The sequence below is a fragment of the Streptomyces sp. NPDC045026 genome, from assembly GCF_056432625.1.
Window position 1 is genome coordinate 207,766 of sequence record NZ_JBWKIS010000008.1, and the last position, 15,316, is coordinate 223,081.

10 protein-coding genes are annotated in these 15,316 nt (G+C 71.9%); 6 read left to right on the forward strand and 4 right to left on the reverse strand.

Annotated elements, in window-relative coordinates; translation table 11 throughout:
* Positions 1 to 163: 163 nt before the first annotated feature.
* Positions 164 to 3,910 carry a S8 family peptidase gene (locus AC07EJ_RS19880; protein WP_389482144.1) on the reverse strand — a complete coding sequence of 1,249 codons (3,747 nt, stop codon included), beginning with the start codon at positions 3,908 to 3,910 and terminating at the stop codon, positions 164 to 166.
* Positions 3,911 to 4,108: 198 nt separating this feature from the next.
* Here AC07EJ_RS19880 and AC07EJ_RS19885 point away from each other — a divergent pair, with 198 nt between their 5' ends.
* From AC07EJ_RS19885 to AC07EJ_RS19910, 6 genes are all read left to right on the forward strand, one after another.
* Complete coding sequence (locus AC07EJ_RS19885; RefSeq protein ID WP_389482147.1) at positions 4,109 to 5,134, forward strand: winged helix-turn-helix transcriptional regulator; 1,026 nt, start codon at positions 4,109 to 4,111, stop codon at positions 5,132 to 5,134.
* Positions 5,135 to 5,218: 84 nt separating this feature from the next.
* Positions 5,219 to 5,701, forward strand: a complete 483-nt coding sequence (locus tag AC07EJ_RS19890) for a DUF456 domain-containing protein (RefSeq protein ID WP_389482149.1) — start codon at positions 5,219 to 5,221, stop codon at positions 5,699 to 5,701.
* Between the two features lie 153 nt (positions 5,702 to 5,854).
* Positions 5,855 to 8,182, forward strand: coding sequence for a glycosyl hydrolase family 95 catalytic domain-containing protein (locus tag AC07EJ_RS19895; RefSeq protein ID WP_389482152.1), 2,328 nt, complete (start codon positions 5,855 to 5,857; stop codon positions 8,180 to 8,182).
* 168 nt (positions 8,183 to 8,350) lie between these two features.
* Positions 8,351 to 10,048 carry an MFS transporter gene (locus AC07EJ_RS19900; RefSeq protein WP_393582923.1) on the forward strand — a complete coding sequence of 566 codons (1,698 nt, stop codon included), beginning with the start codon at positions 8,351 to 8,353 and terminating at the stop codon, positions 10,046 to 10,048.
* The gene (locus AC07EJ_RS19905; RefSeq protein ID WP_389482158.1) at positions 10,045 to 11,475 is read left to right on the forward strand and encodes an amidase; all 1,431 of its coding nucleotides are present in this window, start codon (positions 10,045 to 10,047) and stop codon (positions 11,473 to 11,475) included. The genes AC07EJ_RS19900 and AC07EJ_RS19905 overlap by 4 nt, the downstream gene beginning before the upstream one ends.
* 148 nt (positions 11,476 to 11,623) lie before the next feature.
* Positions 11,624 to 12,001: a PPOX class F420-dependent oxidoreductase gene (locus AC07EJ_RS19910; RefSeq protein WP_389482160.1), complete on the forward strand. Its 378-nt coding sequence runs from the start codon at positions 11,624 to 11,626 to the stop codon at positions 11,999 to 12,001.
* Between the two features lie 5 nt (positions 12,002 to 12,006).
* On the opposite strand, the gene AC07EJ_RS19915 is transcribed toward AC07EJ_RS19910, so the two are convergent.
* The 3 genes from AC07EJ_RS19915 to rsgA form a co-directional block, all read right to left on the reverse strand.
* Positions 12,007 to 12,498, reverse strand: a complete 492-nt coding sequence (locus AC07EJ_RS19915) for a methylated-DNA--[protein]-cysteine S-methyltransferase (RefSeq protein ID WP_389482163.1) — start codon at positions 12,496 to 12,498, stop codon at positions 12,007 to 12,009.
* Positions 12,495 to 13,895, reverse strand: coding sequence for a DNA-3-methyladenine glycosylase 2 family protein (locus AC07EJ_RS19920; protein WP_389482166.1), 1,401 nt, complete (start codon positions 13,893 to 13,895; stop codon positions 12,495 to 12,497). Before AC07EJ_RS19920 ends, AC07EJ_RS19915 begins: the two co-directional genes overlap by 4 nt.
* A gap of 181 nt (positions 13,896 to 14,076) precedes the next feature.
* Positions 14,077 to 15,198 (reverse strand): ribosome small subunit-dependent GTPase A, encoded by a 1,122-nt coding sequence (gene rsgA / locus AC07EJ_RS19925; RefSeq protein ID WP_478884621.1) that lies wholly within the window; start codon positions 15,196 to 15,198, stop codon positions 14,077 to 14,079.
* Positions 15,199 to 15,316 lie beyond the last annotated feature (118 nt).

Here is a 15,316-nt window from a genome sequence, read left to right on the forward strand (position 1 = left end):
CCGCACGGGCCGTACGAAAACGGGACACTCGAAAACGACCAGAAATGGCCCCGAATGACCCGGCTTGAAGTGAAACTTGAAGCGAAACTCAAAGCGAAAAAGGTCCGCCGGACGACCCCACCCCCCACGGGAAGGACGCCCGGCGGACCGGCTCGTTCGGTGATCAGCGCACGTCGTAGGCGCGCGTCACCGTCTGTTCGACCGAGTTGCCCTTGGAATCGGTCAGTTGGGCCTTCAGGGTGACCTGCTTGCCGGCGGCGCCCGCGTGGTTCACGGTCGCGCTCCACTTGCCGTCACGCTCACCGGTCGGCGCCTCGGTCCACGTGGTGCCGCCGTCGTAGGAGTACGACAGCTCGGCCGAGGTAATCTTGCCGGGCGTGTAGCCGGCGTGGCCGGTCGCGGTGAGCGTGATCCGCTGGCCGTCCGTGGCGGGCAGCGTCTTGAGGTCGTCCTGCGGAAGGGCGTAGTGCGGGAAGAGCAGCGGGATCCCCTGCGAGTAGACGTTCTCCTCGAGATGCGAGCGGAACGACCAGGTCGTCGTCGTCTGCGTGGAGCGGTTCCAGGCGCCGAAACTCTGCTTGAACGTGTTGAGCGTCAGGTCGTACGACGAGTCGTCGGCCGGGACGTCGAACACACCGAACGGCCAGCCGCTGTCCCCGATGACCTCTCCGTCACGCTTCAGCTCCATGCCGCCGAAGTCGCCGAAGCTGCCCTGGACGCCCTGGTGTTCGCTGTCGCCCCAGAAGCCGGGCGCGACGCCGATCAGGTTGCCCTGACGCTCGGCGGCGAGCGTCGGCTTGCCCGCCTCGTCGAGGGGCGTGGTGGGCGCGAGCACGCCGCCGTACCACTCCTCGGTGCGGTGCTCGCCCTTCTTGTAGGTGCGCACCGGGTCGATCATGAACTCGCCCCAGGGGAAGCTGCTGGAGACCTGGTGACCGAAGCCGGTGGTGCCGGGCGAGTAGAGCTCTGTGCGCCGCGAGGGCGCCGCGACCGTCTCGAACTCGCCGAAGTAGGCCGAGAGTCCGCTGGGGCGCGTGACGCTGGGGATGTCCACGTAGTCGGTGGGCGTACCCATCGCTCGGTACGTCGCCTTGTTCTCGGCGAGGTCGCGGTCGCGGACGGTGTAGGTGCGCGCGCTCTGCACCGGGCCGCTCTCGGGGAAGGCCAGGTTGTAGAGGTACGGGCTCTTCGCCGTGCCCTTCCAGTGGAGGGTCACTTCGCCGGCGCCGATCCGGGTGAGCAGGTCGGCGGCCTCGTCGGACGGGATACCGATGACGGGCAGGGGGCCGCCGATGAAGCCGACGGACGGATAGAAGCGGCCCGGGATCGAGCGGTGGGCGAGGACGGCGGTGGCTCCGGCGTCCTTGGCCTCCTTGGCCACGGCCGCGGCCGCGCCGTCGTCAGGGAGCTGGACCAGAGCGATCTTGCCCTTGACCCCGGCCGCGGCGAGTTCGGCGGCCGTACCGGACTTGGCGTCGACGACCTGGGCCTTGCCGGAGCCGTCGAGGTTCGCGGAGCTCGTCGCCCCGGCCACCGCGTGCAGCGCGGGGCCGCCTTCGACGCCGAAGTCGGAGAGCAGCGGCGCCGCCGCGCGCCAGAGGCTGTCGAACTCGAAGGTGCCGTCGGTGGCCCGGCCCTCGACGTCGGCGTAGTAGCCGGCGATGGAGCGGCCGCCGGACGCGGTGCCCGCGTGCAGCCAGGTGTCGTCCCAGCTGCGGGCGAACCCGAGGGTGACGCCGCGCGACTCGGAGGCCCGGTCGGTCTTCACCGTGAGCCGGTTCGCCTTGCGCGCGTCGAGGACGACGGTGGTGTCCTTCTTGACGTCGAGTTGCGGACGGGCCAGGTAGGAGAGGGAGTTGAGGAGATCGCCCTCGGTGTCGGGCGTGCCGACGAAGCTGGAGAGGAAGTAGCGGCCGGGACGCACCTGGTACGTCTGGTCGGTCGCGCCCTCGTTGAAGCGGCGCTCGCCACTGGCGTCGTCGGTGCCGATCAGGTCGACGGACGACGGCCCGGCGGCGGGCTTGCCGGAGCGGTCGACGAGCTTGACGCGGAGGGTGACCGTCTCGGGCTGCACGTACAGCGAGAACGGTGTGGAGACGCTGACCCCGTCGGCGGTGGCGAGGACACGGCCGGTGACGTCGCCGTACTGGGCCGCCTTGAGCGAGGCCGTGGGGTCGAGCTTCAGGGGGACCTTGACGGTCGCGCCCGCGGGGACGGTGACGGTGCGCTCGCCGAGCTTCGCGACGGAGGAGTGGACCGCGGAGCCGTCGTTGCCGGTGACGCCCTCGACGTCCAGGCTCAACCGCACGGGCTTGTCAGTGGTGTTGGTGTACGGCACGTCGACGGTGGTGCGGTCGCTGCTGTCCTGCGGCCAGTTGAAGCTGCCGCCCTGGACGGCGCTCGCGCCGAGCACCTTCTCGTCGATCGCGGCCTTCACGTCGAGGCGGCCGCCGCCGGTCTCGCGCACGTCGCCCGGGATGTCCGCGTCAGCGGAGGACACGAGGGCCGACTTGATCTGCTGGGCGTTCCAGTCGGGGTGGCGCTGCTTGACGATGGCGGCGGCGCCCGCGACGTGCGGGGTCGCCATGGACGTACCGCTCATGGACTGGTACGCGTAGACGCCCCGGCCGCCCGCGGCGGCGGCCGAGATGTCGACGCCGGGTGCGGTGATCTCGGGCTTGAGGGTGTGCGAGCCGTAGGCCGGGCCGCGACTGGAGAAGCTCGCGGTGGAGTCGTCGCGGTCGACGGCACCGACGGTCAGGACACTCGGGGCGCAGCCGGGCGAGGAGACGGTGTTGTTGCCGGGGCCGGTGTTGCCCGCCGCGATGACGAAGAGGGTGTTCTTCGAGGACTGCGCGAGTTCCTCGGTGGCGGTGGCCATCGGGTCGGTGCAGTCGGTCTGCGCGGGGTTGCCGAGGCTCATGGAGACGACGTCGGCGCCCTGGTCGACGGCCCACTGCATGCCGGCGATGATCCACGAAGTGGCGCCGGAGCCCGAGTCGTTGAGGACCTTGCCGTTGAGCAGCGTGGTGCCGGGGGCGACACCGCGTTGCTTGCCGTCGCTCGCCGCGCCGGTGCCGCCGACGGTGGACGTGGTGTGGGTGCCGTGGCCCTGGTGGTCGGTCGCGTCGGGTGAGTCGGTGAAGTTCTTCGACTCGGCGACGCGCCCCTTGAGGTCGGGGTGGTCGGTGTCGACACCGGTGTCGAGGACGGCGACCTTGGTGCCCTTGCCGTCGTAGCCCGCGGCCCACGCCTCGGGGGCGTGCACCTGCTTCGTCGACCGGTCGAGAGAGGCCTGCACCTTCTCGTCGAGCCAGAGCTTCTTGATCGAACCGGCCGCGCGGGAGCGGGTGTCGGTGACGTCCGCCCAGAAGTCGGTGGCCTTCTTCTTGTCGGCCTTCAGCGCCACGCCGTCGACGGGGTCGAGCACGAGGCCGCGCTCGGCGCCGCGCGGGGCGGCGGGCGCGCTGCGGGCGACGTCGACGGACTTGTCGTAGACCGCGATGAGCGGCAGCGTCCTGCTGTGCGCGTCGTCGTAGCCCTGGCGGACGAGGCCCGTGACGTTGAAGAGCTCCTCGTCGACGCGGCCGTCGGCGATCGCCTTGACGGCGCCCGCGGGGTAGACGTAGAGGTCCTGGCCCGACGTCCGCGTCTGTACGAGCGGGGCGGTGCCGTCCTCGCCGGGGAGCGCGGTCGCCGCGCTGTGGCCCGAGCCGTCCTTGGTCACCAGGATCCGGTCGCCCGTGACGAGGGTGACGACGGAGCCCGCAGCCTCCTTCGCGGCCGCCTCACTGCCGACAAGTGGTCTCTTGGCGTCCCCCCGTGGCTCGGCCACGGTCGGCAGGGCCGCGGTGACGGCCAGGACGACGGCGGTCGCCGCCACCGAGGCCGTACGCGATATCGCGCGCATCGCTCTCCCTCTCCCCAGGTGAAAGCGCAGGTGAATACGGCATAAAGGCCGTATTCCCGGCGGATGTTGGTGCTGCGGTGGCGCCACATTGGCAGAGAGAGCGCTGGCACGGGGAAGATGGGGCGCGGCGGGTTTGTGCCGTGGCCGTTTCCCGCCACGGTGCCGCCGGAACCGAGGCTCGGGGAGGGGCATCGCCGCATGCTGGGTGCGATAGGTCTGGACGAGATGCACGAGAGCGCGTATCGCGCGCTCGTGTCGCTGGGCGCGGCCGACGTGCCCGATCTCGCGGGGCGGCTCGCCCTCGCCGAGTACGAGACCGAGCACGCGCTGCGCAGGCTGGAGCGGCACGGGCTCGCGGCGCAGTCGTCCGCGCGGCCGGGGCGCTGGGTCGCGGCTCCGCCGGGCGTCGCGCTCGGCGCGCTCCTGACGCAGCAACGGCACGAGCTGGAGAAGGCGGAGTTGGCGGCGGCGCTCCTCGCGGAGGAGTACCGGGCGCAGGCCGCGGAGCCGGCCGTACATGACCTGGTCGAGGTGGTCACGGGCGCGGCGGCCGTCGCGCAGCGGTTCCTCCAGCTTCAGCTGGGCGCGACGGACGAGGTGTGCGCGCTGGTCACCGGTAATCCGGTCGCCGTCTCGGGGATGGACAACGAGGCGGAGGAGCAGGCCAGCGGCCGGGGCGTCGCGTACCGGGTCGTGGTGGAACGCGAGGTGCTTTCGATGCCGACGGGGCTGACGGAGCTGTCGGCCGCGATCGGGCGGGACGAGCAGGTACGGCTCGTGGACCGGGTGCCGACGAAGCTGGTGATCGCCGACGGGGCACTCGCGATGGTGCCGCTGACCTCGCGCACGGCGGAGCCCGCGGCGCTCGTCGTGCACGCGAGCGGACTCCTGGAGTCGCTGTCCGGCCTGTTCGAGGCGGTCTGGCGGGACGCGCTTCCGCTGCGGCTCGGCGAGAGCGGCCGCGGGATCACGGAGCAGCAGCCGGACGGGCCGGACGGCACGGACCTGGAGATCCTCTCCCTTCTGCTGGCCGGACTCACGGACGCGAGCGTCGCCAAGCAGCTCGACCTGGGGCTTCGCACGGTCCAGCGGCGGGTGAAACGCCTGATGGAGCTGGCCGGTGTGACGACGCGCCTCCAGCTGGGCTGGCATGCGTACGAGCGGGGCTGGGTGGCACGGGACGTTCCGGCAAAGGCCCGCGGGGAGCACGTCTCACAGGGCTGAGTTCCGCGGCCGGAAGCCGTCCGTGGTGGCGGAGAGTGAACCTCTGCGACTGCGGGTTCTGCCGTTGTCCGGCACTCTTGGCAGATGGGCGCGTGGGAACTCCTGCTGGTGGGAGTGGTGATGCTGCTCGGCCTGTGCGGGGTGCTCGTGCCCGGGGTGCCCGGGTCATGGCTCGTGTGGGCCGGGGTCCTCGTGTGGTCTCTCCAGGTCCCCAACGGGCTGGCCTGGGGTGTTCTGGTCGGCGCCACCGCCGTCCTGCTCGCCGCCCAGGTCCTCCGCTGGCAGCTGCCGCCGCGCCGGCTGCGCGAGAGCGGGGCCACGCGCCGCACCGCGGTATGGGCGGGCGGCGGAGCGCTCGTCGGTTTCTGCCTGATCCCGGTGATCGGTTCGATCCCGGGGTTCATCGGAGGTATCTACCTCTGCGAGCGGCTGCGCCTCGGCCGGCACGGCGACGCGGTCGCCTCGACCCGGACCGCGATGCGCGCCGGCGGCTCCAGCGTCCTGGCCGAACTCTTCGCCTGTCTGCTCATCGTGGGCGCGTGGATCGGGGCGGTGATCTGGGGCTAGACGCTCCGGTTCAGATACGCGTACGGCATCCACGTAGCGCGAGCCACATCGGATCTCTCCCGGCATATTGACGGGCTCTCGTCACATCTCTAGCTTTCCGCGAGGGATAGCTCCGATGAATCGACGTCTGCTTCGACACGTGGAGGCCGCGCCATGCAAAGACCGTCCAGAAGGACCGTGCTCGCCACCGGATCCACCCTCGCCGGGGCCGCGCTCGCGGGCGGGCTGCCGGCACAGGCCACCGCCGCCACCCCCGCCGAGGCCCCCGCCACCACCGCGAGCGCCCCCTCCGAAGACGCCTGGCGCACCGTCCTCGACGACGCCGACCTCGTCTGGCAGCAGATGCCGAAGACCTGGTACGAGGGGCCGTACCTGGGCAACGGCCTTCTCGGCTCGGGGATCTACCAGGAGCCCGGGAAGAACGCGATCCGCTTCAACGTCCAGCACTCCGAGGTCCAGGACCACCGCCCGGAGTTCGGCTCCCTGTTCGGTCTGGCGCGGCTGCCCATCGGCCACTTCACGCTCGAACCCGTCGGCACCGTCACCGGCCTCGACTGGCGCCTGCGCCTGCGTGACGCGGAGCTGACCGGCACCCTCACCACCGACAAGGGCACGCTCACCATCCGAGCCCAGGTCACCAACGCGCTCTCCGTCCTCGCCGTCGAGGTCACCCCGTCCGAGGGCGAGCGCGGCTTCGCGTGGGTCTTCCACCCGGCGACGTCCATCAGCCCGCGTGCCGCGTTCCAGCCGATCCCGGCCGGCTACGAGGGCAATCCGCCCGCGGAGCACGGCGAGTACGACGGTGTCTCCGCCTCCGTCCAGCCGCTCCTGTCCGGCGGCCAGTACGTCACCGCGTGGCGCGAGCGCACCCGGGGCGAGCGGCGGACCCTGTACGTGAACGTGGCGCACTCCTTCCCGAAGCCCACCGCCCGCGACCGCGCCGTCCGGGCGGTGCGCGCCGCGTCCGGACTTCCGTACGACGCCCTCGCCGTGACCCATCGCGCCTGGTGGCGCGCGTATTACCGCAAGAGCTTCCTGTCCGTCCCCGACGCGCGCATCCAGCGCTTCTACTGGATCCAGCTCTACAAGACGGCGTCGGCCGCCCGCCGGGACGCCCCCGTGATGGCGACCAGCGGCCCCTGGCTGGAGCCGACGCCGTGGCCCGCGACCTGGTGGAACCTCAACGTGCAGCTGGAGTACTGGCTGATCCACGGCTCGAACCACCTCGAACTCGACGCCGTCACGCGGGCGTTGGGTGAGTTCCGGGACAATCTCACGGCCGAGGTGGCCGCTCCGTACCGTGCGGACTCGCTCGGCATCCCGCGCACCACGGACATGCACCTCGTGAACGGCGGCGCGACGAGCAACGCGCAGGGCTACGGCGTGGGCATCCCCGGCCAGGACACCCCGACGCCCGAGGTCGGCAACCTCACCTGGGCGCTGCACAACGTGTGGCTGAGCTACCGGCACACCATGGACGAGAAGATCCTGCGCGACGTCCTCTTCCCGCTGCTGCGCAAGGCGATCAACTACTACCTCCATTTCCTGGAGCCGGGAGCCGACGGCAAGCTGCACCTGCCCGCGACGTTCTCCCCGGAGTACGGCGGCAACACCCGCGACTGCAACTACGACCTGATGCTCCTGACGTGGGGCTGCCGCACCCTTCTCGATTCGGCCGAACTCCTCGGCATCGAGGACGAGTTGGTGCCGCGCTGGCGCGAGGTCCTCGCCCGGCGCACCCCGTACCCCACCGACGCCAACGGGTTCATGATCGGCGCGGACATCCCCTTCGCGAAGTCCCACCGCCACTACTCGCACATGCTCGCCGTGTACCCGCTGTACGAGCTGACCGGCCGCACGCCCGACGAACTCGGCCTGATCGAGAAGTCGTTGGCCCACTGGGTCGGCTTCGAAGGAGCCCTCCAGGGCTATACGTTCACGGGCGCGGCCTCGATGTCGGCGCTGCTGGGCAAGGGCGAGGACGCGCTGAAGTACCTGGGCCAGCTCATGTCCCGCTTCATCCAGGCCAACACCATGTACAAGGAGTCGGGCCCCGTCATCGAGACGCCGCTGTCGGCCGCCCAGTCCCTGCACGACATGGTGTGCCAGTCCTGGGGCGGCGTGGTCCGCGTCTTCCCCGCCCTGCCCGCAGCGTGGAAGGACCTCGCCGTCCACAACTTCCGTACGCAGGGCGCCTTTCTGCTGAGCGCGGTGCGCGAGGGCGGCACGACACGCTGGGTGCGGCTCGTGAGCGAGGCGGGCGCGCCGTGCGTGGTGCGGCACGGCATCGCGGGCGCGGTCGACGTGCGCGACGGGCGGGGCCGGCCACTCCCCTACGCGGACGCGGGCGACGGCGCGATCCGGATCACCCTGCGCGAAGGGGACACGGCGCTCGTCACGGCGAAGGGCGACCGCCCCGACCTGAGCGTCGGGCCGGTCACGCCGAACGCGCCCGCCGCGCGCTGGGGACTGCCCGCCTGACGTGAGAGCGTGTGGCCCGGTCCTGCCCGGCAGCGGGCAGGACCGGGCCACGCGCTCCCTTCGTAACGGGATCACAAATCCCTGTCCCACCTCTATGAGATACCGACCGGACGGTATTAACGTCCCCGACCATGCACGCGCTGGCGTGTGTCTCGACACCAGGGAGGCATGATGTCGGTCTCGTCACCGACGGACACGGCGCGGCGCACCAGCCGGCCGTTCCCCTCAGCACTGAACGGCCTCGGCGGCAGACGGCTCGACCGCTACCCCGAGAGCGGTCCCCGGTACTGGTACCTGGGAATCGTCGTGCTCGCGACGATCGTCCTCTACTACCAGCTGTACATCCAGTACGCGGTGTCGACAGCCATCATCAGCCACTACCACATGACGTTCCTGTACTTCGTGTACATATCGGTGGCGGCCAACGCGGTGGGTGCCTTCTCGTCCCTGGTGGCCGGTCTCGCCGACCGGTGGGGCCGGGCGAACATCGTGGTCTACGGCCTGCTGGTGGTCGGCCTGCTCACCACGTTCGCCCTGCCCAACGCGCCGGGCAAGGCCAGCTACCTGGTCATCTACTCGGCCGTGGCGCTCGTCGAGGGCATGATCCTGGTCGCCACCCCGGCGCTCATCAGGGACTTCTCCCCGCAGCTCGGCCGGGCCTCGGCCATGGGCTACTGGACGATGGGGCCGATCATCGGAAGCCTCGTGGTCACCGCCGTCACCTCCCGCACCTTCAGCGGCGCGACCACCTGGCAGGACGAGATCCGCTTCTCGGGCATCAGCGGCCTCGTCGTGTTCGTCGTCGCGCTGTTCGGTCTGCGCGAGCTCGCCCCGGCGCTGCGCGACCAGATCATGGTGAGCCTGCGCGACCGGGCGCTGGTCGAGGCGCGGGCCAAGGGGATGGACACGGAGGCGGTGCTGCGCGGTCAGTGGCGGCAGATGCTCCGCCTCGACGTCATCGGCTCCGCCGTCGCCATCAGCATCTACCTCCTGCTGTACTTCGCCGCCGTCGGCAACTTCGTGCTCTACTTCGCCACGAACTTCGGGTACACCCCGCAGCGCGCCAACGCCCTGCTGAACTGGTACTGGGGAGCGAACGCGATCTCGCTGGTCCTGGCCGGCCTGTTCTCCGACCGCCTGCGCGTGCGCAAGCCCTTCATGCTGCTCGGCGCGCTCGGGTCCATCGCCTTCACGCTGGCGTTCACCCTGCACGCCACCCAACCCCACACCGGCTACTACACGTTCGCGTTCATCGTGGCCGGGATCGGCGTGACCAGCGGCATCGCCTACTCCCCGTGGATGGCGAGCTTCACGGAGACGGTCGAGCGGCACAATCCGGCGGCCACCGCCACGGGTCTCGCCGTGTGGGGCTGGATCGTGCGGATCACCGTCGCCCTGTCCGCCGCCTTCGTGCCGCTCGTGGTCAGCACCGTGACCCCGCTGATCGAGCACGGCGCGGAGGTCAAGGCGGCGTCGGTGCAGGCGGCTCCGGCCCTCGCCATCACGAAGGCCCACCCGAAGCTCTTCGCCGAACTCGGCTCCTACGCACCGGACAAGGTGCCCGCCCCGCTGCTCGCCCAGGCACAGAAGGAAGTCGGCGCCGAAGGGCTGGAGACCGTGCAGAAGGCGGCGCCGCAGCTGAAGATCCTGCGCGAGCACGGGCCCGAGGTGCAGCGGGCGAGCGCGGACAACGCGCACGCGTGGCAGACCTGGTGGTGGGTGTGCCTGGGCGGGCAGGTGCTGTTCCTGCCGTTCATCTTCGTGATGACGGGCAGGTGGCGGCCGCGCGACGCGCGCCGTGACGTCGAGGAGCACGAGGAACTGGTGGCCCGGCAGGTCGCCGAGCTGAAGGAGAGCGCCGCATGACCGCCCCTGCCCAGCTGCACGCACTCGGCGCGCTCGAACAGGCCACCGCCGTCCGCAAGGGCGAGGTCGGACCGCTGGAACTCGTACGACATCACCTGGAGCGGGTGGAGCGCTACGACGAGCGGTTCGGCGCCTTCATGACCGTGACGCCCGACGCCGCCCTGGCCGAGGCGGCGGCCGCGCAGGAGCGGCGCGCGGACGGGGACCTGCCGCCGCTGTTCGGCGTACCGACGGCGGTCAAAGACCTGGTCGACACGGCCGGTGTGCGCACGACGTACGGGTCCAAGGCCTTCGCCGGCCATGCGCCGGAGGCCGACGCCTACAGCGTGACCCGGCTGCGTGAGGCCGGCACGATCAGCCTCGGCAAGACCAACACCCCCGAATTCGGCTGCTGTTGCTACACCGACAACGATCTGACGGGTCCGGCCCGCAATCCGTGGGACCCGGCCCTGTCCGCCGGGGGATCCAGCGGCGGCGCCGCGGTGGCCGTGGCGCTGGGCCTCGTGCCGGTCGCCCACGCCAGCGACGGGGGCGGCTCCATCCGGATCCCGGCGAGCGTCTGCGGCCTGTTCGGCATCAAGCCCTCGCGGGGCCGGGTCAGCTCGGGCCCCGGCGGGATCGAGGTCAACGGCCTTTCCGTACAAGGCCCGTTGGCCCGCAGCGTGCGCGACGCGGCGGCGCTGCTCGACGCGCTGGCGGGTCCCGAGGGGGGCGACCCGCACTGGGCGCCGCCGCTCCCGCCGGGCGAGACGTTCCTCTCCCACGCCGAGCGCTCCCCCGGGCGACTGCGCATCGGCCGGTACGCGCGGCCCGCCGCCGAGGACGTGGCGGTGGACCCCGCATGCCTGGCGGCCTGGGAGCACGCCTCGCGACTCCTGGAGGATCTCGGGCACGTCGTGGAGGACATCCCGACGCCGTTCGGTCCTGAGATCAGCGGCCACTTCGTGACGGCGTGGGGAGTGCAGTCGCTCGGCCACGCCCTCGACCCCGAGGCCGAGGAGCTGCTGCGGCCGGTGACCCGGGCGTGGCGCGCGTTCGGGCGAGGCGTCAGCGGCGAGCAGCTCGCGGCCGCGATCACCGGGATGCAGCGCGCCGCCCGCCGTGCGGTACGGGCGACGTCCGGCTACGACGTCGTGCTCACCCCGACACTGGCGACGCTGCCGCAGCCGGTCGAGTTCTTCGACGAGTCCGGCGACCCGCTCGACAACCTCCGCCGGCAGAGCGCGTTCAGCGCGTTCACCAGCCCGTACAACATGACGGGCCAGCCGGCGGTCAACGTCCCCTTGTACTGGACGCCGGAGGGCGGCATCCCCGTGGGTGTCTCCCTGGTGGGCCGCCCCGCCGACGAGGCGACGCTGATCGCCCTGAGCGCACAGCTGGAGGAGGCGCACCCCTGGCACGACAGGTACGCGCGTCTGCTGTCCTAGCCGTCGGCACGCATCGGGTCCTGGCCGTCGGCACGCATCGGGTCCTGGCCGTCGGCACGCATCGGGTCCTGGCCGTCGGCACGCATCGGGCAACGGCCCTAGGACCGGGGCCCGATGCCTGACGGAGGCGATCGTGCTTGGCTGAGGCATGACCGAATTCAGTGAGGCCGAGCTCACGTATCTGAAGTCCCAGCGCCTGGGCCGGCTGGCCACCGTCGACCCGAAGGGCCAGCCCCAGGCGAACCCGGTGGGGTTCTTCCCGCAGGACGACGGCACGATTCTGGTCGGCGGATACGCGCTCGGGACAACGAAGAAGTGGCGCAACCTCCAGGCGAACCCGAAGGTCGCGCTCGTCGTCGACGACATCGTGAGCCTCAAGCCGTGGAAGGTGCGGGGCGTCGACATCCGGGGCGAGGCGGAACTCCTCACCGGCCCGCACCAGCTGGGCGCGCACTTCAGCGAGGAACTCATCCGCATCCACCCGCGCAAGATCCACAGCTGGGGGCTCGACGGCCAGAGGTCCTAGTGGCCCTACTGGTCCTGGAGGACTCCCTCCAGGGACAGCAGCTGCTGCTTGCGGTCCAGGCCGCCCGCGTAGCCGGTGAGGGAGCCGTCCGCGCCGATCACCCGGTGGCAGGGGCGGACGATGAGGAGCGGGTTGGCCCCGATCGCTCCGCCGATCGCGCGGACGGCCGCGCGCGAGGCGCCGATCTTCGCCGCGACGGCACCGTACGTGGTGGTCGCGCCGTACGGCACGGCGTCGAGCGCCGCCCACACCTTCTCGCGGAACTCGGTGCCCTCCGTGCTGAACTCCAGGTGGAATTCCTTGAGTTCACCGGCGAAGTAGGCGGCGAGCTGCTGCTCGGCGTCCGCGAAGCGCTCGGGTGCGCGCCGCCACCCGAGCTGCACCGTGCGGCCGCCCTTCTGCCCGGGCACGGACAGGGAGGTGAGGGCGCCCGACTCGTCGCCGGTGAGGAGGAGTTCACCGACGGGGCTGTCGAGCACGGTGTAGTAGACGGTCATGACTTCTGCTCCAACTGTCGCTGCGTCCAGAGGTGTTGCTGTGCGTACGTGCGCCAGGGGCGCCAGGCGTCCGGTACGGGTTCCTGCCCCGGCCCGTCGGGGAGGGCCACGTCCGGGTCGGCCAGGGACCGCATGCGGATGAGGGCGGCGGTGCGGGGGTCGACGCCGGGCAGGGCGCGCAGGGCGGCCTCGGCGTCGTCACGGTCGGCGCCCGGGTCCAGGCGCAGGGCCCCGTCGGCGAGGGCCGTGGCGAGCGCGCCGACGGGTCCCGGTTCGCCGGCGAGGTCGTCGGGCGACGGGAAGACATGGGTGAGGGTGCCGCAGGGCGCGTCGACGGCCTTCGCGTACCGCTCGACGAGCCGCGCCGCCTCCGCCCGCCCGGCGAGGAGCCGCACGGCCAGTTCGTCGGGGTCGGCGGCGCCCGGCGCGCGCAGGCCGGGCCGCGCCGTGACGAGCGGCGCCAGGCGCGGGTCGGCGCCGAGGCGCTCGTCGATCGCGTACGGGTCACTGTCCAGGTCGAACAGGCGCCGCAGGCGTCCCACCGCCGTCGTCAGATCGCGCAGGTCGGTGAGGTGGATGCGCGCGTCGAGCCAGCCGCCGTGGTGCGCGGCGCGGCTCGCGGGCGTGGACCTGGTGCGTTCGTCCACGGAGACGACGCCGGTGCCGTACGGAAGGCGCAGGGTGCGGCGGTAGATGCGGGCGCCCGGGGTGCCGGTCATCTCCTCGACGCCGTCGAGCGCCTCGCGGGCGAGGGTGTCGAAGAGGGGGCGGGCCCGGTAGGGGCCGCGGTGGGCGAGGCGCAGGGGGATGCCGGCCGCCGTGGCGGTGGCGCGGGTGGCGGGGGCCTCGGCGCGCAGCTCCGTGGGCGTACGGGCGTAGACCGCGCGGATGGTGTCGTTGAACTGGCGCACGCTGGCGAAACCCGCGGCGAACGCGATCTCCGTGATCGGCAGGCCGGTGGTCTGGAGCAGGACGCGCGCGGTGTGGGCGCGCTGGGCGCGGGCCAGGGCGACGGGTCCGGCGCCCACCTCGGTGGTGAGCTGGCGCTGCACCTGGCGGGCGCTGTAGCCGAGGCGGACGGCGAGCCCGGCGACGCCCTCACGGTCAACGACGCCGTCGCCGATCATGCGCATGGCGCGGCCCACCACGTCAGCGCGGACGTTCCAGTCGGCCGAGCCCGGCACGGCGTCGGGGCGGCAGCGCCGGCAGGCGCGGAACCCGGAGCCCTGGGCCGCCGCGGCGGTGGCGTAGTAGCGGACGTTCTTCCGCTTGGGGGTGACCGCGGGGCAGCTGGGGCGGCAGTAGATGCCGGTCGTCTCGACGGCGAAGAAGAACTCCCCGTCGAAGCGCGCGTCACGGCTGCGCACCGCTTCGTACCGCGTGTCCTCATCGATCATCACGCCCTCCAGTGTGCACTTGCGCTCCGCTTGGGGCTGGCGGAAATCGGACGCGGTCTTGCCACCGGGGGTGCGGTGCCGGGTGCGGGTTCGCCGTGGTTGGCCGCGCCCCGCGGCGGAGCCGCTGGTCGGCACGGACCCGCGCCCCTGGAGGGACGGGGCGCGGGTCCGTGCGTGCCCCTTACATGAAGCGCCCCCGCTTGGCCTCCATCGCGGCGCGGCCCTCGGCGCCGCGCGCCTTCCAGACGCGCCGCATCTCGTCCCGCAGGCGGGCGTCGGTGCGGGCGGCGAGCCGCTGGTTCTCGCGCAGCAGCTTGCGGTAGCTGTCGAGGCGGCGCGGCGGCAGCGTCCCGTCGTCGAGCGCGGCCAGCACGGCGCACCCGGGCTCGGCGTCGTGGGCGCAGTCGTGGAACCTGCACCCCTCGGCCAGCGCCTCGATCTCCGAGAAGACCTGCCCGACGCCGGCCTCCGCGTCGAAGAGCCCGACGCCACGCAGCCCAGGGGTGTCGATCAGGACACCGCCGGCCGGCAGGACCAGCAGGTTCCGGGTGGTCGTGGTGTGCCGGCCCTTGCCGTCCACGTCCCGTACGGCGTGCACGTCCATGACGTCGGCGCCGAGCAGCACGTTCGCGAGCGTCGACTTGCCCGCTCCGGACTGGCCGAGCAGCACGGACGTCCCGCTGAGGAGCGCGCCGAGCACGTCGATGCCGGGGCCCTCCTCCGCGCTGACCGCGAGGACGTCCACGCCGGGCGCCGCCGTCTCCACATCGGAGACGAGGTGCGCGATGGTCACGGCGTCCGGTACGAGGTCGGCCTTGGTGAGGACGACGACGGGCTGGGCGCCGGACTCCCACGCCAGGGCGAGGAACCGCTCGATACGGCCGAGGTCGAGCTCTGCGGCGAGCGACACGGCGATCACCGCGTGGTCGACGTTGGCCGCGAGGATCTGGCCCTCCGACCGCTTCGACGAGGTCGAGCGCACGAAGGACGTGCGGCGCGGCAGCAGCGACCGCACATACCGCGGGTCGCGTTCTTCAGGGTCGACGGCGACCCAGTCGCCCGTGCACACGACCTTCATCGGGTCGCGGGGGACGACGAATTCGGTGTCGGCGCGCACCACACCCTCGGCGGTGACGACGTCACACAGACCACGATCGACACGTACGACACGGCCCGGCAGCAGGCCCTGCTCGGCGAACCGGGCGAACTCGGCCTCCCAGCCGCCGTCCCAGCCGTACACAGCCAGGGCCGATTTCGAGGGAGAAGAGCTCGGGAGAGAACGCGGGAGAGAAGAGGAAGACAAGGGGTGACCCTTCACAAAGGCGGCCCCAGCTGGTCGCGCACAGCGGCGCGAAGGAAGAAGGTAGGTCAGCCGGTGACCACAGAGGTGGACTCGATGAACTTCTGGATGCGGGCAGCGC